Annotated in this window: 16 protein-coding genes; 5 read left to right on the top strand and 11 right to left on the bottom strand. The window is 72.2% G+C overall.

What is annotated here, in order from left to right; genetic code table 11:
* The first annotated feature begins 141 nt into the window (after nt 1–141).
* Entirely contained in the window at nt 142–1,563 is a 1,422-nt protein-coding gene (locus AB0K08_RS10540) for a zinc-dependent metalloprotease (protein ID WP_363354151.1), read from the top strand.
* Between the two features lie 30 nt (nt 1,564–1,593).
* Here the strand turns inward: AB0K08_RS10540 and AB0K08_RS10535 are convergent, their stop codons facing one another.
* Nucleotides 1,594–2,286 (bottom strand): M48 family metallopeptidase, encoded by a 693-nt coding sequence (locus AB0K08_RS10535; protein WP_363354149.1) that lies wholly within the window; start codon nt 2,284–2,286, stop codon nt 1,594–1,596.
* 207 nt (nt 2,287–2,493) lie between these two features.
* Here AB0K08_RS10535 and AB0K08_RS10530 point away from each other — a divergent pair, with 207 nt between their 5' ends.
* Nucleotides 2,494–3,567, top strand: coding sequence for a ThiF family adenylyltransferase (locus AB0K08_RS10530; RefSeq protein ID WP_363354147.1), 1,074 nt, complete (start codon nt 2,494–2,496; stop codon nt 3,565–3,567).
* Between the two features lie 12 nt (nt 3,568–3,579).
* Here AB0K08_RS10530 and AB0K08_RS10525 read toward each other — a convergent pair whose 3' ends face one another.
* Nucleotides 3,580–5,772, bottom strand: coding sequence for an ATP-dependent DNA helicase UvrD2 (locus AB0K08_RS10525; RefSeq protein WP_363354145.1), 2,193 nt, complete (start codon nt 5,770–5,772; stop codon nt 3,580–3,582).
* Nucleotides 5,773–5,791: 19 nt separating this feature from the next.
* Nucleotides 5,792–6,781, bottom strand: a complete 990-nt coding sequence (gene nudC / locus AB0K08_RS10520) for an NAD(+) diphosphatase (RefSeq protein WP_363354143.1) — start codon at nt 6,779–6,781, stop codon at nt 5,792–5,794.
* 245 nt (nt 6,782–7,026) lie between these two features.
* Between nudC and AB0K08_RS10515 the strand changes: the two genes are divergently transcribed.
* Complete coding sequence (locus AB0K08_RS10515; RefSeq protein WP_363354141.1) at nt 7,027–8,547, top strand: phosphotransferase; 1,521 nt, start codon at nt 7,027–7,029, stop codon at nt 8,545–8,547.
* Nucleotides 8,548–8,587: 40 nt separating this feature from the next.
* Here AB0K08_RS10515 and AB0K08_RS10510 read toward each other — a convergent pair whose 3' ends face one another.
* From AB0K08_RS10510 to AB0K08_RS10500, 3 genes are all read right to left on the bottom strand, one after another.
* Complete coding sequence (locus AB0K08_RS10510; protein ID WP_363354139.1) at nt 8,588–12,103, bottom strand: ATP-dependent DNA helicase; 3,516 nt, start codon at nt 12,101–12,103, stop codon at nt 8,588–8,590.
* Entirely contained in the window at nt 12,091–15,534 is a 3,444-nt protein-coding gene (locus tag AB0K08_RS10505) for an ATP-dependent DNA helicase (RefSeq protein ID WP_363354137.1), read from the bottom strand. The genes AB0K08_RS10510 and AB0K08_RS10505 overlap by 13 nt, the downstream gene beginning before the upstream one ends.
* Before the next feature lie 134 nt (nt 15,535–15,668).
* Entirely contained in the window at nt 15,669–16,073 is a 405-nt protein-coding gene (locus tag AB0K08_RS10500) for an MGMT family protein (RefSeq protein WP_363354135.1), read from the bottom strand.
* Nucleotides 16,074–16,223: 150 nt separating this feature from the next.
* Here AB0K08_RS10500 and AB0K08_RS10495 point away from each other — a divergent pair, with 150 nt between their 5' ends.
* Entirely contained in the window at nt 16,224–16,907 is a 684-nt protein-coding gene (locus AB0K08_RS10495) for a 3'-5' exonuclease (protein ID WP_363354301.1), read from the top strand.
* Between the two features lie 55 nt (nt 16,908–16,962).
* Here AB0K08_RS10495 and hemL read toward each other — a convergent pair whose 3' ends face one another.
* From hemL to AB0K08_RS10470, 5 genes are all read right to left on the bottom strand, one after another.
* The gene (gene hemL / locus AB0K08_RS10490; RefSeq protein ID WP_363354133.1) at nt 16,963–18,306 is read right to left on the bottom strand and encodes a glutamate-1-semialdehyde 2,1-aminomutase; all 1,344 of its coding nucleotides are present in this window, start codon (nt 18,304–18,306) and stop codon (nt 16,963–16,965) included.
* On the bottom strand, nt 18,306–19,292 hold the full coding sequence (gene hemB / locus AB0K08_RS10485; protein ID WP_363354131.1) for a porphobilinogen synthase: 987 nt from the start codon (nt 19,290–19,292) through the stop codon (nt 18,306–18,308). Before hemB ends, hemL begins: the two co-directional genes overlap by 1 nt.
* Nucleotides 19,293–19,409: 117 nt before the next feature.
* Nucleotides 19,410–21,797 (bottom strand): DUF1989 domain-containing protein, encoded by a 2,388-nt coding sequence (locus AB0K08_RS10480; RefSeq protein ID WP_363354129.1) that lies wholly within the window; start codon nt 21,795–21,797, stop codon nt 19,410–19,412.
* A gap of 272 nt (nt 21,798–22,069) precedes the next feature.
* A complete protein-coding gene (locus tag AB0K08_RS10475) occupies nt 22,070–22,453 on the bottom strand; it encodes a DoxX family protein (RefSeq protein ID WP_363354127.1) in 384 nt (127 codons plus the stop codon).
* Nucleotides 22,454–22,559: 106 nt separating this feature from the next.
* Entirely contained in the window at nt 22,560–23,165 is a 606-nt protein-coding gene (locus tag AB0K08_RS10470; protein WP_363354125.1) for a VTT domain-containing protein, read from the bottom strand.
* A gap of 62 nt (nt 23,166–23,227) precedes the next feature.
* Here AB0K08_RS10470 and AB0K08_RS10465 point away from each other — a divergent pair, with 62 nt between their 5' ends.
* Nucleotides 23,228–24,154: an NYN domain-containing protein gene (locus tag AB0K08_RS10465; protein WP_363354123.1), complete on the top strand. Its 927-nt coding sequence runs from the start codon at nt 23,228–23,230 to the stop codon at nt 24,152–24,154.
* Nucleotides 24,155–24,224: the final 70 nt, after the last annotated feature.

Below are 24,224 nucleotides of genomic sequence, written 5' to 3'. Positions count from 1 at the left end.
CGACCCGACTGACCGGGCCGTTCTGGTCTCGGTCCATTCTACGGTCTCCCGGGCACGCGCCGGGACCGCCGCCTGTGCGCCCAGAGTGAACCGGTAGACCCGCTGCGGACACAGCCACGGTGCGCCGATACGCTGGAGTACATGACGAATCCCCCGAACGGCCCCGGTTCCACCGACGGCGACGACGCGCTGTCCGAGATGCTCCGCCGCATGTTCGGCGCGAACGCCCCCGACCCCGAGGAGCTGCGCCGCGCCCTCGGGGGGATGGGCGGCGCGGCCGGCGGCACCGGCGGCCTGCCGTTCGACCCCTCCCAGCTGGACCCGGCCATGATGTCCCAGATGATGCAGCAGTTCCAGGCCATGATGCAGTCCTCCCCCGAGGACGGCCCCGTGAACTGGAAACTGGCCCGGCAGTCGGCCCGGCAGGCGGCGGCCGGCCAGGATCCCACCGTCGGCACCTTCGCCCGGCGGGAGATCGACGAGGCCCTCCGGCTGGCGGAACTCTGGCTGGACGGAGCCACCGAGATCGAGGCCACCGGCCTGCTCGGCAAGGCCTGGTCCCGCGCCGAATGGGTGGAGTCCTCCATGGACACCTGGCAGCGCTTCACCGAGCCCGTGGCCGTGTCGATGTCCGAGGCCATGTCCCGGGCGATGAAGGACCAGCTGCCGGGCCAGCTCCCGGAGGAGATGCAGGGCATGCAGGGCATGTTGGAGGGGCTGCAGCCGATGCTGCAGAACATGGGGGGCACCATGTTCGGCCTCCAACTGGGACAGGCCGTGGGGGCCCTCGCCCAGGAGGTGCTCTCCGGTACGGACTCCGGCTTCCCGGTGGCCGGCCACCAGTTGGCGATGGTGCCGGTGAACATCGAGGAGTTCGGCGACGGCCTCGAGGTTCCGGACGAACAGATCCGCATCTACCTGGCCCTGCGCGAGGTGGCCCGCATGCGGCTGTTCGTGCACTCGCCCTGGCTGGAGCGGGACCTGTACGCCGCGATCGAGCAGTACGCCGCCGGAGTGCACATCGACATGTCCAAGATCGAGGAAGCGGCCCGGGAGATCGACCCCTCCGATCCCGAGTCCATGCAGGCGGCCTTCGCCGGGGCCTCCTTCATCCCCGAGCCCACGGGCACACAGCGCGCGGCCCTGGACCGGCTGGAACTGACTCTGGCCCTGATCGAGGGCTGGGTCGATGTGGTGGTCACCCAGGCAGCCCAGCCCCTGGACGCCGCGAACGCCCTGAGGGAGACCATCAACCGGCGCCGTGCCACCGGCGGGCCGGCCGAACACGCCTTCGGCGCCCTGGTGGGCCTGGAGCTCCGGCCACGCCGGTTGCGTGAGGCGGCCACCCTGTGGGAGAAGATCGGTGAGTCGCAGGGCCACGAGTACCGGGACGCCATCTGGCGGCATCCGGACCTGCAGCCGACCGCCGAGGACCTCGACGACCCGGACGGCTACGTGAGCCGCCGCCAGGCCCGCGAGCAGGAATCCGCCGGGCTGGACGACGAGCTGCGCAAGCTGCTGGACGGCGGTTTCGACGGCGGCGGCACCCCGGACGACCGGTGAGCCACGAGGCGTAGGCCCCCTTGAGGTGGCCTACGCCTGAGGGCCGGGCCCCGGTCCGCCCTCCAGATCACCCTCGTCGGCGCCGGACATCCCGCGGCCCGTCGCGTGGCTCACCCCGTTGAGGAAGGCCATCGCCTCCTGCTGCCGCGGATACCGGTTGGCCATGGCGTAGAACTCCGCAGAGTGGTCCCCGTGCTTGAGGTGCACCAGTTCGTGCACCAGCACGCCGTCCAGCACCCAGCCGGGCATGGCCGCCACCTCGGAGGAGATCCTGATGCGCCCCGTGCTCGGGGTGCAGGAGCCCCAGCGGCGCTGCTGTCGGGTGGACCACACGACCTCTCGCGGGTCCACCTCACCGCCCAGCCAGGTCCTGGCCAGCATGCGGGCCCGGGCCAACAGCTCGGTGTCCGCACCCGGCCCGCTCGGCTGGCGTGAGGAGACCTTGGTCAGCATCTTGCGCGCCCAGTCCCGTTCGGCGTCCGGACCCAGTCCCATCGGCACGGACACCTGGATCATCCCGTCCCGCCAGGCGGCCGAGACCGTCCGGGTGCGCCGTGAGGATCGCATGATCAGCACCGTGGTGCCGTCGACCCGGAGCTCCTCGGTCTCCCGCACGGTCCGGGCCGGGGCGCGACGCCGGCCGGTCCCGGTGGTGCGGTGGCCGGCGGCCTGGGGGGCCGGCCGGCCGATGCTCGGCGGACCGTCCGTCCATGAAGAGGTCATGCTCCCATTCTGCCGCCGACGCAGCCGGGGTCGGCAACCGCCTCCGTGACCCCTGTGGATATCCTCGCCGGCGCGGGCCTTTGCCGACCGATGCTGACCGATACTGACCGATGCTGTGGATAACCCCCGCGCCCCGTGGCCTCGCGGTGCCACGATGGGCACGGCGGCCCGCACCGGCCGCGGTCATCCTGCCCAGAGAGGATCCCGATGCGTCTCGACCCCGGGCTCACCGTGCTCCAGATCGCCGAGGACACCGTCCAGATCGGCTCCGGCACCCGTTCGATCCAGCTCTCCGGTTGCACGCCGGAGGCCCTGGGCTACCTCGACCACCTGGTGCGCGGCATCCCGGACGGTCAGGAGGCGGAGGCGGCCCGGCGCTGCGGGATGGACCCCGCCCAGGCGCGCGGACTGGAGGCGTCGCTGGCCGATGTCCTGCGCCGGCATGAGCCGCCCGGGTCCGCCGGGGCGGGGCACGCCTCCGACGTGCTGGCGGATGACCTGGCGCTGGCCCTGGCCCTCGATACCGGGCCGGCAACCGCGGCAGGGGCTGTCGAGGCCCGGGCCACCGACGCCGGTGAGCGGACGGCCCACGTCATCGCGTCCCGGCAGGGCCTCCACGTGCAGGTGCTCGGGCTCGGCCGCACCGGCGCGGCCCTCGCGCGGGTGCTGGCCGCGTCCGGCGTCGGCCGGCTGGCCCTGTGGGACCACCGAGAGGTGACGGTCGCGGATCTGGGGACCGGGTACCTGGCCGCGGACCTGGGCCGACACCGCGCCATCGCCCTGTCCCACCGGCTGGACGACGCCGGGCTGGACACGGTGATCCTGCCACTCACCTCCCCCGACCGTCCGCGCCCCGGTGGCACCCTGACGGTGTCGGTGACGCGCGGCGCCGCCGATGACGACTACATCGCCCTGGCCCGTGCCGCAGACCATCCCGTCCTGCCGGTCGTGATGCGGGATGACGACGCGGTCATCGGGCCGTGGTTGATGCCCGGCCTGGGCGGGTGCCCGCTGTGCTGGGATCTCGCGGCGCGCCAGTCCGACCCCCTGCGGGCCCGCCGTGCCGCGGCGCTGGGCGGGCAACGGGCAGGCCGCGAGGACGTGGGCCTGGCGACGGCGGCCGGGGCCTTGGCGGCCCGGCAGGCCGTGCGCTGGGCCGAGACGGGGACCGTGGGCGCAGGGACCGCCCTGCATGTGCACGGAGACGGCAGCCGGGTGGACACGCTCGTGGTGGCCGCGCATCCGGACTGCGGCTGCGGGCCGGCCGGAGCGGCAGCCTGACGGGGCGGGCCGTCAGGCGGTCGGCGTCCCGTTGATGAGCTCCAGCACGTCCGGACCGTATTTCTCCAGCTTGGACGTCCCCACCCCGGGGATGCGCAACAGCTCCGCCGGGGTCTTCGGCTCGGCCTCCGCGATGGCCACGAGCGTCGCGTCCGTGAAGATCACGAACGCCGGCATGGACGCCGCCTGCGAGGTGCTCAGCCGCCAGGCCCTGAGGTTCTCGAACAGTGCCTCGTCATAGGTCGGCGGGCAGTCCAGGCAACGGCCGGTCTTGCGTTCCGCACCGGTCTCCAGGGTCTTCCCACACGTCCGGCACAGCACCGGGTGGGAGCGTTTCCTCCCGGCGCCGCGCCCACCGGAACCCCCCGCGCCGGAGGTGCCGGGCCGGCGTCGGGCCGTGCCGTTTCGCGCGGCGGTCTGGGCCCCGTGCCGGGAGTCCGCCTCCGGGTCCAAGGAGTCCAGGAAGCGGGAGGGCTTGCGGGTGGACCGGCCGCCGGTGCCGCGGGCCAGCGTCCAGGAGAGGAACAGTCGCACCCGGGCGCGGGTGATGCCCACGTAGAGCAGCCGGCGCTCCTCGTCGATGTCCTCCTGGGTGTCCGCGAAGCCGATCGGCATGAGCCCCTCAGACAGCCCCACGAGGAACACGGCGTCCCATTCCAGGCCTTTCGCCGAGTGCAGCGAGGCCAGGGTGATGCCCTGCACCGTGGGGGCGTGCTGACTGGCGGCCCGCTCGTCCAGCTCGGCCACGAGTTCCGTCAGCGTGAACTGGTCCCCGCGGGTGGCCGCGAGCTCCTCGGAGAGCGCGACCAGCGCGTTCAGGGACTCCCACTTCTCCCGGGTGGCTCCGGAGACCTTCGGCGCCTCCTCGGTGTAGCCGAGGGAGGCGAGCACGTCCTTCACCCGGCCCGGGACCTGGTCTCCCGCCACATCCTGGGCGGATCGTGCGGCGGCGCGGAGCTGGAGGATCCCGTCACGGACCTCGCGCCGGGAGAAGAACCGCTCGCCCCCGCGCAGCTGGTAGCTGATGCCGGCGGCCGTGCACGCCGATTCCAGCGCCTGCGACTGCCCGTTGGTGCGGAACAGCACCGCGATCTCGGCGGCCTGGATGCCGTCGGCCAGCAGCTGCTGCACCTGGGCGGCCACCCAGCCGGCCTCCGCCTCGTCATCCGTGCATTCGGCGAAGACCGGGGCCGGGCCGTGGTCCCGCTGGGAGAGCAGTTCCAGCGGCTCGGCCCAGCGAGGCATCGGCCCCCGGGTCCCGTCCGGGCCCGGGATCGGGACCCGCTGCCGGGTGCGCTCGGCGAGCAGCCGGTTGGCCAGGTCCACGATCTCCGGCGTGGAGCGGTAGTCCCGGACCAGTTTGACCAGCGTGGCCTCGGGGTGCTGTTGGCGGAAATCGAGCAGGAAGCGGGAGGTCGCGCCGGTGAAGGAGTAGATGGTCTGGGAGGCATCCCCCACCACGCACAGCTCGTTGCGGCCGCCGAGCCAGAGGTCGAGCAGCCGGTGCTGCAGCGGGGAGACGTCCTGGTACTCGTCCACGATGAAGACGCGGTACTGGTCCCGGATCTGCGCCGCGATCTTCGGTTCGGTCTCCAGGATGCCGACCATGATCAGCAGGACGTCCTCGAAGTCGATGAGGTTCCGGTCCGTCTTGACGTCCTCGTACCCCTGGAACAGCCGGGCCACGCCGTTGACGTCCCACCCGACGGGCATCTGCCGGCCGGCCGCCGCCGCGGCATACGAATCCGGGGTGCGCATGGAGACCTTGGCCCATTCGACCTCCCCGGCGAGGTCCCGCAGGGCGGCCCGGTCCGTGGTGGTGCGCAGCCGGCGGGCGGCCTCGGCCAGGAGGTTCACCTTGTGGTCCACCAGCTCGGGCACGGCCCCGCCGACGGCCTGCGGCCAGAAGAACTGCAGCTGCCGCAGGGCGGCGGAGTGGAACGTGCGGGCCTGCACACCGTGGGCGCCCAGGTCCCGCAGCCGGGTGCGCATCTCGGCGGCCGCCCGGGCGGTGAAGGTCAGCGCCAGCGTCCGGTGCGGGTCATACACCCCGGTCTGCACCCCGTAGGCGATGCGGTGGGTGATGGCCCGGGTCTTGCCCGTGCCGGCACCGGCGAGGATGCACACCGGTCCGTTCAGGGCGGTGGCGGCCTGGCGTTGTTCCGCGTCCAGGCCGGCCAGGATGTCAGTAGTCGTCTCGGTCACAGTGCTCCGGTGGATGGTGTCAGTTCTGCAGGGTGCGTGGCTCGGGCAGTGACCCGCCGAACCAGTGTTCGATCAGGGCCCTGGAGATCGAGGCGGACCCTGGGAGGGTGATCTCCCCGCCGTCCACGGCGTCCGCGAGCTCCTGGCGGGTGAACCAGCGCACGTGGGCGACCTCCTCCCGGTCCGCCGCAGCGTCCTCGGGGTGATCCGTGACGGCGGTGTAACCCAGCATGAGGGACTGCGGGAACGGCCACGGCTGGGATCCGAGGTAGACGGGCGAGTGGACCGTGAGGTTGGACTCCTCATGGATCTCGCGGACCACGGCGGCCTCCAGCGACTCTCCGGGTTCCACGAAGCCGGCGAGCGTGGAGTACATCCGCGGCCCCCAGGCGACGTTGTTGCCCAGCAGCACCCGGTCCTGGTGGTCCGTGACCGTGACGATGATGGCGGGGTCCGTGCGGGGGAAGTGTTCGGAGCGGTCCCGGGGGCAGACCCGGACCCACCCGGACTGGGTGATGTCCGTCGGCGTGCCGCACTGAGGGCAGTGCGTGTGCACGGCGTGCCAGTTGGCGATCGCCACGGCCTCGACGAAGACGCCGGCGTCCCGGTCCGTCAGGCCCGCTGCCACGTCCCGCAGCCCCACCCAGGCGACGTCCTCCGGGGCGGGCACGGGCTCCCCGCCGGCCTCGCCCCCCTCGAGCGAGGGGTGGTCCGGGGAGACCAGCAGGATCAGTTCGGCCCGGGGCCCGGCGCCGGAGGCGACCTCAGCCGTGGACCGTCCCAGATAGACCGCGCCGTCCGGCAGCTCGCCCTTCGGCCGGGTCAGGACGAGACGCCCGCCCAGGACCGGTGCGCGTCCGCCGCTGACCCACAGCACCCGGGCCTCGTCCCGGGACCAGACCTGCTCCAGCCAGCCCTCGCGGGCCCGGACCTCACAGCCGCGGTCCACCGCCTCGCGGGCCAGAGGCAGTCGCCCGAGGGCGGGAAGGATCTCTTCAGGGGTGCGCATGCCTCCACGGTACCGCCCGTCCCGGACACCGTTCCCTCCGCCCGGCTCGTCCTGTGGACGGCAGGTCGCACCACCGGCGCCCGCCGCCGCACCCACTGCCGCACCAACTGCCGCACCCGCCGCTGCACCCGCCGCCGCACCTGCCCCCGGGCCGTCCTGGTCCGGATCATTCGGCGACTCGCCGCGCCCGAGCCCGTCCGCTGCCGGGCCGGGAACGTACCGTGGTGGGTGTGAACCGTACGCCCATGGAACTTGCTGCCTTGGCCAGCGCCGCCATCCCGGACCTGTCCCCGACCGGGGTGGTCGGATCCCCGGACGATCCCCGGGACTTCTCGGCCGCCGTCGTGTTCGACGGCCAGGGAAGCCAGTGGCGCGTGCGCTCGCCCCTCCACGAGGAGGCCGCCATGCGGCTGGAGACGGAATTGCAGGTGCTCTCCGGGTTCACCGCCGGGATCCGCGCCGGCCTGCCCTTCCGGGTGCCCTCGGTGGCCGGAGCCGTCCGCCTCGACGGCATGCGCACCTTCGTCTACCACGACATGCCCGGGGTGGAGATGGAGCTCGAGGACCTCGCGGAGCTCGGCAGCAAGACCTCGGAGGACATCGGTCGGGTCATCGCCGCGGTGCACGCCCTGCCCTCGGACGTGGTGGAGAACGCCGACCTGCCGGTGTACACGGCCGATCAGTACCGCCAGCGCCGACTGAACGAACTGGACCAGGCCGCGACCACCGGCCGCATCCCCTCCGTGCTGTTGCGCCGCTGGGAGAACGCCCTCGAGGAGATGGAGCTATGGGACTTCACCCCGGTGGTGACCCACGGTGACCTGCACGAGGACAACCTGCTCGTGGACCACGATCGGCTCGTGTCCGTGACCGGGTGGACGGACCTGCACATCGGTGATCCCGCGGAGGACTTCGCCTGGCTGGCCTCCTCCGGGAACCAGGGGTTCACCGAGGAGGTCGTGACCGCCTACTGGCAGCACCGCTCCGGCGGCACCGTACAGGATGAGCACCTGCTGCGGCGGGCCGTGCTGGCCGCCGAGTTCGCGCTGGCGCAGTGGCTCGTCCGAGGCCTCTCCGCCGGGGACGAGGAGATGTCCTCCGAGGCCGAGGCCATGCTGGGTGAGCTCCGGGCCGACGTGGAGGAACACGGGGGCCAGGAGATCAGCGCCGCCACCGCCGGCCCGCGCGCCGTGCCAGCACCGGGGACGCCCCCCCGGCAGGATCCGGCCGAGAGGACCCCGCCGAAGCCCGCCGTCGAGCCGGCTCGAGACTCGACACCGCCGCTGGTCGATGCGGCGCCCGTTGAACCAACCGTCGAGCGGGCTGCCGACTCCACCGAGTCAGCGGCCTCCGCGGACGCTGAGGACCTCGAAGTCGGCCGAACCGCGGGAGAGGACCTGGACGACGCCGTCATCGTCGATCATGACCCGGATGACGAGCCGGGGGCAGCGAACCACGACGGGTCGGAAGACTCCGTCGAGCGGGACAAGACGGACGAACCGGACGCCGCGGACGAACCGGACGAGGCGGACGCCGCGGACGAACCGAACATGGCGAACGAGCCGGACGAGGCGAACGAGCCGGACGAGGCGAACGAGACAATCGAGCCGGACACGACAGGCGAACCGGACGAGTCCCAGGACGCCGAGGACGGTGCGGAGCGCGCGGGCCGACCGGAACCCGTCGATCCTCCGACGACGGCCCTGGACCTGGACTTGGACGAGGTCCGTCGCCTCGACATCCGCCGCACCACGGATCCCTCCTGACACCACCCCGCCGCGGCGGCGCCCCCGAGGGTGCGGTGGCTCAGCCGTCCTGCGGGGCGACCGCCGCCGCCAGGATGGTCTCCAGCTCGTCCTCCCCGGCCAGGTCGTGCACCGACTTCTCCACCCCGTGCGCCACGTAGACGAAGCTGGCGCTGATGTTCTCCAGGGGGATGCGGTGCAACCGTGACCAGGCCAAGCGGTAGACGGCCAGCTGCAGCGACTTGATCTTCAGGTCACGCCCCGTGGGTACGGCGCCCGTCTTCCAGTCCACGAGCTCCCAGCGGGCCTCCGGGTCGTTCGGCACCTCGGGTGCGCCGCCCTCGCGGAACACTGCGTCGATGCGGCCGCGCAGCGCCACTCCCCCGACGGTGGTCTCGACCGGCGGCTCGATGTAGGCGGGGAGCCGGTCCGCCCAACGGCTCGCCAGGAAGCTCCGCTTCATGGGTTCCAGATCCAGTGCGTCCTCCACCCAGTGGTCCGCCGAGTCCTCGGGGTCGTCGAAGTCGAGCATCCCGGTGGCGCCGAAGTGGTCCTCCACCCAGGCGTGGAAGGCGGTTCCCCGGCGGGCCGCGTGGGCCGGCGGCCGGGGCATGGGCCGGCGGAGCTGACGGGCCACGGCCTCGGGGTCGTCCGCCAGCGCCACGAAGGTGGAGGCGCTGACGTGACCGGGCAGCTCCACGAGGCGTCCGCGGTGGTTGACGGGGGCCGAGCGTTCGAGCACCCACTCGACCTGCCGGGCCAGATCGTGGGTGGCCCCACCATCCGCCGGCCCATCAGCCTTCGGCTCCTCCGCATCCAGGCCGGTCCTCAGCGGGGCGGAGGAACGCACCCACCGCGCCGCCTCCTGCACGGCCTCACGGCGTGGCCTGGACCGAGGCGGCAGGGCCGTCGCCTGCTCCAGGTCATCCGGGGCCTCCGGGTCCATCACCAGCACCTCCGGACCGTCGAGGGGGTCGAAGGGCCACCACGCCACGAGCTTGCGCTGGGCGAAGGGGTTCTCTTCCCCCATGTCCTCCGGCGGGGCCCACGGACCGGTCACCACGTCGACCCCATCCGTGGACTCCATCAACTCATCGAGGAACGGCGACGGCGTGGACGGCGTCTTGGTCACGCCGCGCCAATGGCTGCCGCTGAGCAGCAGCAGCGACCTCGCCCGGGTGAACGCCACGTAGGCCAGGCGCCGCTCCTCCTCCAGGTGGTGTGCGGCGGCGCGGTCCTTGTACGAGTCGGGATACTCGTCCTTCTGCCGCTTCAGGCTCCACCCCACCGCGTGGCCGGCCCAGTCGCGCTGGTTGGACCAGTCCGTGTTCCAGTGCGGCAGGCTGTTGGCGTCCCCGCGCAGTGTCCAGGGCAGGTGCCCGGCCTTCTCCGAGGTCCAGGTGTCCACGGTCTTGCCCGGGAACTGGCCGTCCACCAGGCCGGGGACGGCCACGATGTCCCATTCCAGGCCTTTGGACGCGTGCGCCGTCAGCAGCTGGACCGCCTCGTGGCTCGGTTCGGAGCCGGCCATCCCCAGGCCCTTCTCCCGTTCCTCCGCCGCCTGGAGCCAGGCCAGGAACGCCGTGAGATCGGCACCCGAGCCCTCGACGGCCCCCTGGGTGAAGTCCCGCGCGGCGTCGAGGAAGCCGTCCAGGTGCCTTCGGGCCGTGATCCCGGACTGGCCGGGCCGCGCGGCGACCTCGATGTCCAGGCCCAGGGTCGTCTCGACGAGCCGGATCAGGGCGGTCAGTTCGAGCCCGGTCTGCCCGGACAGGTACCTCAGCTCTCGGGACAGCCGCTCGAGCCGTTCCCGGCCCGCCGCGCTGAAGCCGCGCCCGGCCGCATCGGTCCACCCGGGGTCGGGCAGCCAGTCCAGCGCCTCGATGAGGGACGCGGACTCGGCGTCCTCCTCCGGGGAGGTGTCCTGGTCCAGGTCGGGGCCACCGTCCGATGCCTGCGGGTCCTGGGCGGCTCCGGTGTGCCGCCGGTTCCGTTCCAGGGTGGCGGCACGGCCCTGCAGCACCACCAGGTCCGCCGTGCCGATGCGCCAGCGGGCCCCGGTCATCAGGCGCATCAGGTGGTCCGACCGGCTCGGGTCGGAGATGACCTGGAGCACGGCGATGACGTCGGCCACCTCCGGCACGGACAGCAGCCCGGACAGCCCCAGCACCTCGTACGGCACCCCCGCGAGGTCCATGGCCTCCATGAGCGGTTCGAACTGGCTGCGCGTGCGGCACAGGATGGCCCGCGTCGGCCGCTGTGCCGGTGTCCGGCCCTCGCCGCCGGCACCTCCGGCTTCCTTCAAGGCAGCGACGACGGCGGCCGCCTCCTGCTCGGAGTCCGGCAGCCACGCGGCGCGCACCTCCCCGTCCACGGCGATCGGCGAGGCCGTGAGCGGCTTGACCTGGATCCCGCCCACCGGCTCGCTGCGCAGGGGTCCGGCCACGGTGTTCGCCGCCGCCAGGATGGTGTGGGAGTTGCGCCAGGCCGTGGTCAGGTAGCTGACGGGGGCCGGGTCCGCGCCGCCGCCGGCCCGGGGGACGCTGAACAGCCCGGGGAAGGCGAACAGCTGGCCGGCGGAGGCTCCGCGGAACCCGTAGATGGACTGGTGGGGGTCTCCCACGGCGGTCACCGGGTGGCCCGCCGTCCCGTACAGGCCACGGAACAGCTCGAGCTGGGCGTGGGAGGTGTCCTGGAACTCGTCCAGCAACACCACCCGGTAGCGGGACCGTTCGATCTCTCCCACGGCCGGGACCTCCTGCGCGATCCGGGCCGCGAAGCGCACGAGGTCGCCGAAGTCCATGACCCCGGCGTCCAGGGTGGCCCGCCGGTAGGAGACCACCAGCTCGGCCATGACCCGGCGGAGCCGGAGCATGGAGAAGATCTTGGCGACGTCGGCATGGCTGCCCTCGGCCTGGGCGACGTCATAGGGCAGGGACTCACCGAACCGGGACTGCTCGGCGAGGTACGCCTGAACCTGGTCCGGCTCCACGAGGTGTTCGGCGCAGTCACCCGCCAGCTTGATGGCGCCGCTGACCAGGCTGGACGCCGCGATGTTCGCGAAGCTGAGATCTCCTGCGTAGGCCCGGACGATCCGGGACATGATCTGGTAGGACTGGGCCTCGCCGATCATCCCGGTGTCCGGCTCCAGTCCGATCCGCATCCCGTGGTCCCGCACCAGGGTGTTGGCATAGGAGTGGTAGGTGGAGACGCTGGCCCGGGCCGCCCCCTCCGTCAGCATCCCCTCCTCGGCGTCGGCCCCCTCCGCACCGGCCGGCAGATCGAGTCCGGCCTCCGTGAGGAGGTCGAGCTTCCGGTTGATGCGCTGGGCCAGTTCGCCGGCCGCCTTCCGGGTGAACGTCACGCCGAGGACCTGGTCCGGGGCCACGAAGCCGTTGGCCACGAGCCACACCACGCGGTCGGACATGGTGGCCGTCTTCCCGGAACCGGCCCCGGCCACCACGAGCCGCGGCTGCAGCGGCGCGCTGATCACGGCTGACTGCTCCTCGGTGGGAGCGTGCTGGTCCAGCAGTCCGGCCAGGTCCTCCGGGCTGTACCGCGCGTTCATCGGTGCCATTCGGTGGACTGCCTTCCCTCGCTGTGTATGGGACAGAGTGCCGGCAGGGCGCACTGCGGATTGCCGGCGCCCCCGTGGACGGCCAGGAACCGGGGGCCGATCATGGCGGCCGCGGCGGTGAAGATCTGCTCGAGCGCCCAGGGCTGGTCCGCCCCCAGCGCCGGCTGGTCCTGGATCTTGACGTTCTTGTTGGCGGTGCGCAACTGGACGAGCGCGGCGCCCCCCGGTTCGGTGGGCCGGCCGAAGTCCTCGGCGTCCAGCGCCCCGGCGGCGATGGCGGCCTGGTACACGCCGAGCTGAGGCAGCTCCTGAAGGTCCTTGGCGGTCGGAGTCCGCTTGCCGGTCTTGAGGTCGATCACGTAGGGCCGGCCCTCTCCGTCCCGCTCGAGTCGGTCGATGCTGCCCCGGATCTGGACCCGCAGACCGCCGCGTTCCAGTTCTTGGTGGAACCGGTGTTCCACCTCCACCACGGATCGGCCCGCCTTCTCCATCTGCCGCAGGTAACTCACGAAGAACTCGATCATGCGCCGTGCCTCGTGGGCCACGCGCTCGGATTCCCACCCCGGTTCCAACCCGAGGTCCGGCAGCCGCCGTTCGAGCTCGGCAAGCAGGTCTTCGGCCGGTCCCTCGGGGTAGGCCTCCGCGATGGCGTGGATGAACGTGCCGATCGATTGGGCCTGGGTACTCCCGGCCTGCCCCCCGGCCTGGTAGACGAACCAGTTCAGCGGTGACTGCAGCGCCGTCTCCACGCGAGACGGGGACACCGGGACCGGGGTGGTCTCCGTGTCCACGAGTGGCTCCTGAGTGGACAGCGGCAGCAGGCCCCACCAGTGCTCCGGATCCGCACCGCGGATCCCCTCGGCCGCCAGCCGGGCCAGGGCGGAGGCGGCCGGCCGCACCCGGGGCGGGGGGCCGGCGTCGGGCTCGGGTTCCCCGACCTCCGCCGGGGCCGGACCGTCCCGCAGGACTGTCCGCGCGGTCTCCTCCAGCTCACGCCGCAGGCCGGCCACAAGCGCGCCGGCGGTGATGGGCCGCGGCACGTCGGTCAGCGGACGCGGCCTCGCCACCTGGCGCCACGGCTCGATCAGGTCCAGGAAGTCGGAGGGCTGGTGGTCCTCGGAGGCGACCGCGATGCCGATCACCCGCTGCCGGGCCCGGGACACCGCGGTGGCGAAGCTGCGCAGCTCGTCCTGACGCACCTCGGCCAGCCGGGACCGGTGGTCGGCGCGAGTGGTCCGGCCCTGGGCCACATCGGCCAGGTCGGTGGCGCCCAACAGCTGGCCGCGCAGCCGCGTGTTGGGCCAGGTCCCGTCCTGCAGGCCCGCGATGATCACCACGTCCCATTCCCGGCCCGCGGCGGTCGCCGGGGTCACCACGGACACGGATCCCTCCTGCGAGGAGGTCGAGGCGAGGGAGTCCATGGGCAGGTCCTGGGCCTCCATGTACTCGGCGAAGGCCAGGGGCGAGGACCCCGGGAACTGGTCCACGTACCGCTCGGCGGCCTGGAAGAGCCCGACGACGGCGTCCAGATCCCGGTCGGCCCGCCGGGCCGCGGCTCCGGTTCCCGTCACGGCCTCCCGCTCCCAGCGCGCGGGCCGCTCGGAGGCCTCCCAGAGGGCCCACAACACGGACTCGGCGGTGGCCGCGGGGTCCTGGGCGGCGGAACGTCCGGCCCGTACCATCCGGGCGATGCGCTGCACGCCCGCGCCGGGGACCGGATGACCGGCGAGGGCCTCGGGGTCCTCGAAGGCGGCCAGGAGCAGCTCGGTGCTGGGACGGCTGCCGCCGGCCGCCCGTTCGTCCTGCAGGAGCCGCTGGCGCAGCTGGCGCAGGTGCAGGGCCGTGGCCCCGCCGTAGCGTCCGCCGGCCAGCCAGAGGGCGGTGTCCGGGTCCAGCTGCGCGTCCGGCCCCTCCGCGGGCGTGGCGACCGTGCGCAACAGCGCCAGCAGCGGTGTCACGGCCGGTTCGGTCTTCAGGACCGTGTCCGCCACGGAGCGGTTGACCGGGACGCCCTCGGCCTCCAGGTACCGCGCGAGTTCGGCCACGAGAGGGCCGGAGCGGGCGATGACCGCCATCTCCCCGAGGGGGATCCCGCCCCGGTGATGCAGGTGCAGCAGCTGCTGGAGCACCAGCAGCTGCTCGTGCGGGGGTGAGGCCACCAGGTGGGCGGTGGCCCCCTGGACCCGGCCCGTGGCGGGACCCTCGGTGGTCGGTTCCTCGCCAGCCGGCTCCTCAACAGCCGGTTCCTCACCAGCCGGGGTCTCAACAGCCGAGGCCTCGTCCGCCGCGGCGGACACCGGGTCGGCGGACGTCATCCCCTGCCGCAGTTCCAGGGTCCCCGGCAGCGCGGGGATCCGGCGGGCGACCCGCTGCCAGGACTGCAGCACGTCCCGGTGCATCCGGTACCCGGTGGTCAGCACGTGGGTCCTGCCACCGGCCGGCGCCGGGTCCACCGGTGCCCCGCCGCGCGGCGGGGGTGCCGGGGACAGGAGGCACCTGGGGTAGTCCCGCACCAGGTCCGGGCGGGCACCGCGGAACCCCTGGACCACGGTGTCCGGGCTGGCCAGGGCGACAACGTCCTGGTCCGTGCCGAGGATCCGGAGGAGGCGGTGCACGGCCGGGGTGGCCTCCTGAAGGTCGTCGACGACGAGCACGGGCAGGTTCCTCCGCTCGCCGTCCAGCAGCTCCGGGTTCTCCTGCAGCAGGAGGCAGGCCGTGGTGATCAGCCCGGCGGGGTCGAACGCCTCGCTCATCCCCAGGTCCAGCCGGTCCCGGTAGTCCTGGAGCAGCACGGCGGCGGCCACCCACTCGGCCCGGCCGTAGCGTTCCCCCAGGTCCTCGAGCTGGCCGGGTTCGATCCCGTACTCGCTGGTGCGGTCGATCAGCTCGCGGACCTCCTGGCGGAAGCCCCGGGTCGGCACGGCCTCGGCCAGGTCGACGGGCCAGTCCGGTCCTCCGCGCTCCCCCGAGGCGTAGGACTCCAGCAGTTCCGCGATCACCGTGTCCTGCTCCGCCCCGGACAGCAGGCGCGGGGTCCGCTGCACCGCCGGGAGGAAACCGGCCGTCCGCGCCCGCCGGATCAGGTCGAACGCGTAGGCCGCCCAGGTCCGCACGGGGGTGGAGGTGCGGGTGCCCCGGCCGCCGTGGTCCAACCGGATGGAGAGGTCGTCCCGCAGCCGGGCCGAGGCCTGCCGCGTGGGTGCGAGCACCAGCAGCCGTTGGGGGTCCAGGCCGCCCTCGATGCGCCGGGCGGCATACTCCACCGCGAGCGCGCTGCGTCCCGTCCCGGGCCCGCCCACCACGAGCACCGGCCCGTGGCCCGGGGCCAGGTCGAGGACCCGTTGCTGCCCGGCGTCCGGGGTCAGCGGCTCCGCACGGACGGCTCGGGGCGCGGTCAGTCGCAGGGCTTCCGGGTGGTGTTCGGCGGGCATGTCCTCATTCAACCAGCCGCTCTGGACAGGTTAAGCCTCCGTGCCGACTGGTCCCCCGACCGTGGGTGGTCGGTTCCGGTGGAGAATCCCCGGATGAACGCGCCGTCATCTGACCACTCATGGGATCGGACCACTCACGGGCCGAGCTGTTCCCTCAGCCGGCTCAACCGCAGCCGGGCGGCGTCGTCGGGCTCCCACCGGGCCCGGGTGAGGTCCACGCGCCGGTGCGGGCCGGCGTCGGGCCCTGCCGTGGTGCCCTCCGGTCCCTTCAGCGGGGTGCGTTCCCGGCGGTAGTGGGGCGCGGCGCGGGCGGCCAACGACGGCGGCAGGGAACCATCCGCTCTCACGACCCGCCACCAGGGGGTCCCGTCCGGCGCCCCGGACATGGCGCTCCCAGCCTGACGCGGACCCCCGGCGCCGAGCAGCCCGGCCAGTCCCCCGTAACTGACGGCCCGGCCCTGCGGGACGAGCCGGGCGGCGAGCACCAGCGCCTCGGACAGCTCGTAGGGTCCGGGCGGCAGCTGGGTGAGGTCCTCCACAGCAGACCATTCTGCCGGAGCCGTGCACAGGAGGCGCGGCTGCCGCTGTCCCGTGTCCGGGCCTCGCGGTACCGTGAGAGCGTGAGCGACGTATCAGCCTTCCCACCTGCAGCCACCACCGCCGACGCCGCCTCAGCGGCAGCAGCGGTCCTGCCCTGGCACCAACAGATCCGCGTCGGGTTCGACCTGGAGACCACGGGCCGTGACCCGGAGCAGGCACTCGTGGTGACGGCCTCGCTGGTGGTGGTGGACCCGCACGGGCAGCTCGCCGCCGCCTACGAGTGGCTGGTGGATCCGGGCGTGCCGATCCCGGCCGAATCGTCGGCCGTCCACGGGGTGACCACGGAGAAGGCCCAGGCCGAGGGCATGCCCCCGGACCAGGCCATCGTGGAGATCGCCGACACCCTCCGCGACTTCTTCGACGCCGGCATTCCGGTCATCGCGTTCAACGCCAGCTATGACTTCACCGTCATGGACCGCGAGCTGGCCCGCCGTGGCCTGGAGCCGTTGGCGAACCCCTGCGTCATCGACCCGTTCGTGATCGACAAGCAGGTGGACCGTTACCGCAAGGGCAAACGGACCCTCACGGACGTGTGTTCCTTCTACGGCGTCGAACTCCTGGACGCCCACACCTCCGCGGCGGACTCCCTGGCCGCCGTGGGCGTCGCCGACTGCCTGGCCGTGAAGTACGCGCAACTGCAGGTGGCGGCGGCCGAGCTGCACGCCCACCAGGTGCGGTGGAAGGCCGAACAGTCGGCCAGCTTCCAGGAGTACCTGCGCCGCAAGGACCCCGCCGCCGTGGTCAACGGCGATTGGCCGGTGCAGGGACGCTAGAGCCTCCCAGCCGGCGGTGCCCCCAGCCGGCGGTGCCCCCAGCCGCCTGCGCCCCTCAGGCCGTGGCGGCGGCCGCCGCCCGGGCCGCGTGCGGCAGGGCCTTGGCGATCCGGTCCATGGCGGCGTCGTCATGGGCGGAGGAGACGAACCACGCCTCGAAGACGCTCGGGGGCAGGTACACCCCGTGCTTCAGCATGGCGTGGAAGAACGGGGCGTACCGGAAGGCCTCCTGGCCCTGCGCGTCCGCGTAGTTCCGCACGCCGCCGTCCGAGGTGCCGAACGCCACCGAGAACAGGGTGCCGGCGCGCTGGATGGAGTGGTCCACGCCGGCCTCCGTCAGGGCCCCGACCAACAGCTCCTCGAGCTGCTGCGAGCGCCGGGTGATGGTGCCGTAGACCTCGGCCGTGGCGTTCTGCAGGGTCGCCAGGCCCGCGGCCATGGCCACCGGGTTCCCGGAGAGGGTCCCCGCCTGGTAGACGGGCCCGAGCGGGGCCAGCAGGTCCATGACCTCGGCCCGGCCGGCCACCGCGGCGGTCGGCATGCCACCGCCGATCACCTTGCCGAAGGTCCACAGGTCAGGAGCCCACCCCTCGGGCTGGCCGGACAGCCCCCAGTAGCCGGTGTCCGAGGCCCGGAACCCGGTGAGGACCTCGTCCCAGATCAGCAGGGCGCCGTGACGGGCGGTGAGCTGGCGCAGGAAGGCGTTGAAGCCCTCGGCCGGGGTGACCACGCCCATGTTGCAGGGGGCGGCCTCGGTGATGACGGCGGCGATCTCGGACCCGCGGGCGGCGAAGACCTCCTCGAGGGCCGCCCGGTCGTTGTAGTCCACCACGAGGGTCTCGGCGGCCTGGGCCTCGGTGACCCCGGCGGAGCCCGGCAGGGACTGGGTGGCCACCCCGGAGCCGGCTGCGGCCAGCAGTCCGTCCGAGTGGCCGTGGTAGCAGCCGGCGAACTTCACGATGAGGTTGCGCCCGGTGGCGCCGCGGGCCAGGCGGATGGCGGTCATGGTGGCCTCGGTGCCGGTGGAGACCATGCGCACCCGCTCCACGGGGACCGTGCCGGCGATCAGCTCGGCCAGTCGGTACTCATCCGGGGTGGAGGCGCCGAAGGACAGCCCGGCGTCCACGGCCCGGTGCACGGCGTCCACGACGGCGGGGTGGTTGTGTCCCAGCAGCATGGGGCCCCAGGAGCAGACCAGGTCCACGTACTCGCGGCCCTCGGCGTCGGTCAGGTAGGGCCCGGAGGCCCGGACCATGGAGACGGGGTCCCCGCCGACGGACCCGAAGGCGCGGACCGGGGAGTTCACCCCGCCCGGGATGACCGAGCGGGCGGCCTCATACAGGGCCGCGTTCGTGGTGGGGGCCGGGTTCGCGGCCTGCGGAGTGGATGCAGCGGTCATCAGAGCCGTCCTTCCTTGATCCAGCGGGCCAGCTCGGTGGCCCAGTACGTCAGCACGGTGTCCGCCCCGGCCCGGCGGATGGAGAGCACGGACTCGGCCACGGCCGCGTCCCGGTCGATCCAGCCGTTCGCGGCGGCGGCCTCGATCATCGCGTACTCCCCGGAGATCTGGTAGGCGGAGACGGGCACGTCCGCCACCTCGGCCACGTCCCGCAGGATGTCCAGGTAGCTCATGGCGGGCTTGACCATCACCAGGTCCGCACCCTCGTCCAGGTCCAGGGAGACCTCGAGCAGGGCCTCGCGGCGGTTGGCCGGATCCATCTGGTAGGTCTTGCGATCGCCCGTGAGCTGGGAGTCCACCGCCTCGCGGAAGGGGCCGTAGAACGCGGAGGAGTACTTGGCCGCATAGGCGAGGATCGCTGTGTCCTGCCGGCCGGCGTCGTCCAGGGCCTGCCGGATCACGGCCACCTGGCCGTCCATCATGCCGGAGGGGCCCACCATGTCCGCTCCGGCCTCGGCCTGGGCCACGCCCATCTGACCGTAGATCTCCAGGGTGGCGTCGTTGTCCACCGTGCCGTCCGCGGTGAGCACCCCGCAGTGGCCGTGGTCGGTGAACTCATCCAGGCAGAGGTCGGACATGACCACGAGGGCGTCCCCCACCTCGGACTTGACGGCGCGGAGTCCGTCATTGAGCACGCCGTCCGGGTCCAGGGACGCCGATCCCGTGGCGTCCCTGGTCTGCGGGATGCCGAAGAGCATGATCCCGCCCACGCCCAGCTCCGCCGCCTCGGCGGCCGCACGCCGCAGGGTGTCGCGCGTGTGCTGCACGACGCCCGGCATCGAGGTGATGGGCGCCGGCTCGCTGATGCCCTCCCGCACGAAGACGGGCAGGATCAGGTCGGCCGGGTGGAGCCTGGTCTCGGCCACCAGCCGGCGCATGGCGGCGGACTGGCGGAGGCGGCGCGGACGGTGGGAGGGGAAGGCCATGGAATCCTCTGCGGGCTCGGGGGCAGACTCGGACGTCGGCCGCGGGCAGCGGCGGACAACGCCACCCAGTCTAGGCCCGCGCCCTGTCCGCTCCCCGCCCCTGGCCCGGACGGCAGCTCAGGAGCGTGGCTTCAGCTTCTCCGGATCGTAGAACGGGGTCTTCACCACCGTGGCCGGGATCCGTTTCTGCTGTCCGTCCAGCTTGCCGACCTGGACCTCTGCCCCGATCTCGGCGTGCTCCACCATCATCCGGCACAGGGCGATGTTCTTGCGCAGGACCGGCGAGCGCGTGGCGGACGTGACCACGCCGACCTGGAAGCGGCCCACGTGCACCGGGTCGCCGTGACCGGCCGTCTCGTTGCCCTGAAGCTCCAGTCCCACCATCCTGCGCTGCGGGTTCTCCTTCCGCTTGAGCAGGGCCTCACGTCCGGAGAAGTCGTCCTCCTTGGTCTTCAGCGGCACGGTGAAGCCGATCCCGGCCTCGAAGGGGTCGATCTGGTCGTCGAAGTCGTAGCCGGCGAAGACCAGGCCGGACTCGATGCGGACCATGTCCAGGGCGTCCAGGCCCAGCGGTGCCAGGCCGTACGGCTTCCCCGCCTCCCAGACCGCGTCCCACACGGCCGGGGCGTGGCTCGGATGGCAGAACAGCTCGTAGCCGAGCTCGCCGGAGTAGCCGGTCCGGGAGAGGATCACCGGGGTGCCCTGATGGTCCCCGATCCGGCCGATGGTGAAGCGGAACCACGTGACGGAGTCGAAGTCGGCCTGCTGCGGCGGCGTCCAGATGAGGTCCCTCAGGATGTCCCGGCTGGCCGGCCCCTGCACGGCGATGTTGTGCAGCTGGTCCGTGGAGTCCTTGACCCAGACCCGGTCCAGGCCCTGCTCGGTGGCCATCTGCCGCATCCACTGACCCGTGTAGTCGTCCCCGGGGATGACGCGGAAGTTGGTGTCGGACAGGCGGAAGACGGTGGCGTCGTCGATCATCCCGCCGGTGTCGTTGCAGATGGCCGTGTAGACCACCTGGCCCTCGGAGAGCTTGCGGATGTTGCGGGTCATGCAGTACTGCAACAGGGCCTCGGCGTCCGGCCCGAGGACCTCGAACTTGCGCAACGGCGACAGGTCCATCACCACGGCCTTCTCGCGGCAGGCCCAGTACTCGGCCTTCGGCCCGTAGCCGTCATAGTGCGTGGGCAGCCAGAAGTTGCGGTACTCGGTGAACTGCTTGGTCAGGGCGCTCGTGCGTTCGTGGAAGCCGGTCTCGCGGGTGAGCTTCGGCGCGGCGTCGGGGGTGGTGCGGTGGGAGATGGCCATCGAGAATTTCCGCTCCGATGAGTAGACGCGCAGGTGGATGTCGGTGGGGACCCAGCCGTTGGAGGGGTCGATGTCGTCCGGGCAGGCCGAGGACGCGCAGACCAGGTCCCGCTGGGCCTGCATCATCACGTAGTCCCCCGGCCGGGACCAGGGCTCGTCGAACACCAGCATGTTGTGCTCGTCGAACATGGTGTTGTAGAAGAGGTTCAGCGCCGGCCAGGACCGTCGGGAGGCCACCTCGTAGGAGTCCAGCTGCCCGTTGAAGTTGTCCGTGCAGTTCACGTGCCCCGGATAGCCGAAGTCCTCGTAGTACTTGGCGTTGCAGGCCGGGGTGAAGGTGTCGTGGCGGCCCACCGTGTCCCGGACGACCTCCACCAGGGGATCCATGTCCTGGTTGTAGAACTTCCCGTACAGCCCGGGCTGGGAGAAGGCCTGTCCCACGATGTGGCGGGTGGTGCTGGCGTCCAGGCCCAGCTCGCGGCCCTCCTGCAGGGCCCGGGCGTCGAAGGCCAGGAAGTCCGAGCACTGCCGCCCCGCCACGTCCAGGATCTGGATGTAGTCGCCCTTCTTCACCTCGTAGGCGATGGCGGTGCTGTTGTCGATCCGGACGTCGAGGATCGGGTCCGCCAGGGGCGGGGGCAGCTCGATCTCGCGGCGGGTGTGCGGGTTCGCGCGCTGCACCTCGATCATCAGCTCGGAGGGCGGGTTCAGCTCCTCGAAGGTCATCTGCCAGGTCGGATTCCCGACGACGGCCGTCACCGGCCGCTGGGCCGTGAACGTCTCGCGGGACCCGGCGGGCGACCACCCGCCGAACAGGCGCACGGCGCGGGCGGCATCGGGCCGCAACCCGCGCAGCGCCAGGGCGGTGACCACCCGGGCCACCTGTTCGTTGTCGAAGGAGGAGGCCTCGGTCAGGGCCCCCAGCACGGTGGCCGGGGCGTCCGCCCGCAGCCCCACGGCGGCGAAGTCCTCGCCCCCGTTGCCCAGGACGGTGAACTCGGCGGCCTGGGCTCCGAAGCGGTCCACGATGGTGATCTCGTCGCCGCCCTCCAGCTCCAGGGCGGTCACGCCCCCGGGGCGGACCCAGTACCGTTCGTGGCCGGGCACCACGGGCAGCAGCCCCGGTTGCACGAGCCTCGGCCTGGCCAGATCGAGGGGAAGGGAGGTCAGATCAGAGAGGTCGAGCGGTGCAGTCACCGGTATCCCTCCTCAGGGATGGAAGTCATTGGGTCCGTGGCGTCCGGTTCCGGCGTTCCCCGTAACGTAGCCCACATTCCCTGCCCATGTAAGGGGCCTTTTGGACCGGTGCTGGGCGTTCATCCTGACCACGGCGGTGGTCGCCTTCGCAACAGCACCCACGATCGCAGGGCTCCTGTGTGGGGGCCACAGAACTGGGCCCGGCCCGAGCCCGACGCCGCAGTCCGGCAGACCCTGCGGTAGCCGGTCTTGCCGCCTCGGCGGGACATCGATCAGCTGGTGGCGCGTCGGTGTTCAAGCCAGGCGGTCAGTGCGCAGCTGGAGATCATCATCCCGGTCGCGTTGACGAACAGATTCCGTCCGAAGTCGCGAGCCCGCAGATGGGATCCCATCGCCAACCCGAAGTACACGACCAATGACCATGCCGTGGCCCGTGCCAGGGGCTCGTACTCTGTTCCGGCCACCAGGCCTGCTGCCGCCGCCGTCTTGACCACCGGCAACACGGGCCATACCGCCCTGGGCAGTCCGACGTCCAGCAGGCAATCGCGGACGAAGCCGGCGGGCTTCACGCACAGCAAGGCGTCGCCAACGCTGATGCCGGCCAGGGTCAGCAGCGGCCATCGAGGGCGGACACGTCTACGGAGCGTTCGCATCATCTGATGGTCCTCGCCTCCTCGGTGGGTCCGCAAGTGCTGAACGCATTGTCGACCTGATGCACGGCGCCGGAAGGGGAGGTGGCACGGCGCCGGACGGGGAGATGGCTCATGGGGCCCTCTCAGACACCAGGTACCAGGTCGAGACCGCGGAGATGCCGCGGCCCAGGGCCAGCGAGAAGGCGATCGCCAGGACCACGGCGAGTTCCGTGGACAGTCCCGGCAGCAGCCCGGACAGGGCCCCCACGCCCACCGAGTAGAGGGACCACAGGATCCCCGCGGCCAGGGAGAACAGCGTGAAGGTGCGCAGGGGGACCGGGGCGATGGCGCAGGCCACGTTCATCGTCAGGCGGCCCAGCGGGACGAACCTCGAGGTCAGGACCCAGGAGACGGCCGAGTGGCCGGCCATGCGTGCACTCGAGGCGTTCAGCGCCCTCTGCGCTCGCGGGCCCTGCAGTACACGCCACTGGGCCACGTCGCGACGCCGGACCAACAGATAGGTGACCAGGTCACCGGACACGGCGCCGGCCAGCATCGCGACCACCAGGAGAAAGCCGTTCGGCAGGCCGTCCTGGCTCCAGAGGGCCCCCAGGGCCACGAAGAGCGAGGTACTGGGAACCGGGGGGATGAGCGCGGACAGCGCCACGAGGCCAGCGGCCGCTGGATAGACCCAGGCCGAACTCAGTGCGGCCAGCCCCGCTGTCATCCACTCCATCGGACTCCACCTCTCCGACCCCACGCCCCTCCGAGCCCAGCGTATCCCGGTACGGTGACTCCATGACCGAAATCTCCAGCGCCACCACCCGGATCGCCGTACTGATCGACTGTGACAACGTCTCCCCCACCCATGCCGGGGCGGTGCTGGAGGAGCTGGCCACCTACGGCACCCCGACCATCAAGCGCGCCTACGGGGACTGGACCACCAACCAGCTCAGCGGCTGGAAGAACGAGCTGAACCGGCTGGCCATCCAGCCCACCCAGCAGTTCTCCTACACGGTCGGGAAGAACTCCACGGACTCGGCCCTGATCATCGACGCCATGGACCTGCTGTGGATGGGCAACGTGGAGTCCTTCGCGATCGTGTCCTCGGACTCGGACTTCACCCGGCTCGCCACCCGGTTGCGCGAGTCCGGCAAACGCGTCATCGGCCTCGGCGAGCGCAAGACCCCGGAGTCCTTGCGCAACGCCGTGGACCAGTTCATCTACCTCGAACTGCTCGGGGGCGCCCCGGAGGAGGACCGCGCCCCGTCCCGGCGGGCCACCCGACGCAGCCGCCGGGGCGGCGCGGCGAACGACAACGACACCGATACGACCGACGCCACAGATGCCACCGATTCCATCGACGAGGCGGCCTACGCGCCGGGCGCCCCTGAGGCGGCGGATGCGGTCGATGCCGCAGATCCGCTGGACGACACCGTGCGGATCAACCTCGAGAGCGCCCTGGCCAAGGCCGTCAACGCCACCAGCGGGGATGACGGCTGGGCCTCCCTGAGCCGGGTCGGGCAGCACCTGAGCCGCGCCCACGTGGACTTCGATCCCCGTGACTTCGGCCACCAGAAGTTGAGCACCCTGGTCTCCGAACAGCCCTACCTGGAACACCGCACCGCCGATTCCCGCATGCAGGTGCGCCTCAAGCAGGGCGAGCGGCAGGGCACCAAGCAGACCGTCGCCTCCCGTGGGTCGAGCCGCCGCGCCACCGGCTGAGGCGCTGGCCCCCACACGGACTGTCAGGTTACTCCCCGGTACTTTCCGGGACTTTCCGGCTACCCTCGGG

The sequence above is a fragment of the Citricoccus sp. NPDC055426 genome (assembly GCF_040677445.1).
Taxonomy (GTDB): domain Bacteria; phylum Actinomycetota; class Actinomycetes; order Actinomycetales; family Micrococcaceae; genus Citricoccus.
Note: the sequence above shows the minus strand (reverse complement) of the source record. Positions and strands in the feature narration are given on the sequence as shown.

Excerpts from the sequence above, each read along its gene's own strand:
- AB0K08_RS10465 (WP_363354123.1), top strand. The coding sequence starts at position 23,228 with ATGACCGAAATCTCCAGCGCCACCACCCGGATCGCCGTACTGATCGAC.
- AB0K08_RS10505 (WP_363354137.1), bottom strand. The coding sequence starts at position 15,534 with ATGCCCGCCGAACACCACCCGGAAGCCCTGCGACTGACCGCGCCCCGA.
- AB0K08_RS10540 (WP_363354151.1), top strand. The coding sequence starts at position 142 with ATGACGAATCCCCCGAACGGCCCCGGTTCCACCGACGGCGACGACGCG.
- AB0K08_RS10535 (WP_363354149.1), bottom strand. The coding sequence starts at position 2,286 with ATGACCTCTTCATGGACGGACGGTCCGCCGAGCATCGGCCGGCCGGCC.
- hemL (WP_363354133.1), bottom strand. The coding sequence starts at position 18,306 with ATGACCGCTGCATCCACTCCGCAGGCCGCGAACCCGGCCCCCACCACG.
- AB0K08_RS10515 (WP_363354141.1), top strand. The coding sequence starts at position 7,027 with ATGGAACTTGCTGCCTTGGCCAGCGCCGCCATCCCGGACCTGTCCCCG.
- AB0K08_RS10470 (WP_363354125.1), bottom strand. The coding sequence starts at position 23,165 with ATGGAGTGGATGACAGCGGGGCTGGCCGCACTGAGTTCGGCCTGGGTC.
- AB0K08_RS10530 (WP_363354147.1), top strand. The coding sequence starts at position 2,494 with ATGCGTCTCGACCCCGGGCTCACCGTGCTCCAGATCGCCGAGGACACC.
- AB0K08_RS10475 (WP_363354127.1), bottom strand. The coding sequence starts at position 22,453 with ATGATGCGAACGCTCCGTAGACGTGTCCGCCCTCGATGGCCGCTGCTG.
- AB0K08_RS10510 (WP_363354139.1), bottom strand. The coding sequence starts at position 12,103 with ATGGCACCGATGAACGCGCGGTACAGCCCGGAGGACCTGGCCGGACTG.
- hemB (WP_363354131.1), bottom strand. The coding sequence starts at position 19,292 with ATGGCCTTCCCCTCCCACCGTCCGCGCCGCCTCCGCCAGTCCGCCGCC.
- nudC (WP_363354143.1), bottom strand. The coding sequence starts at position 6,781 with ATGCGCACCCCTGAAGAGATCCTTCCCGCCCTCGGGCGACTGCCTCTG.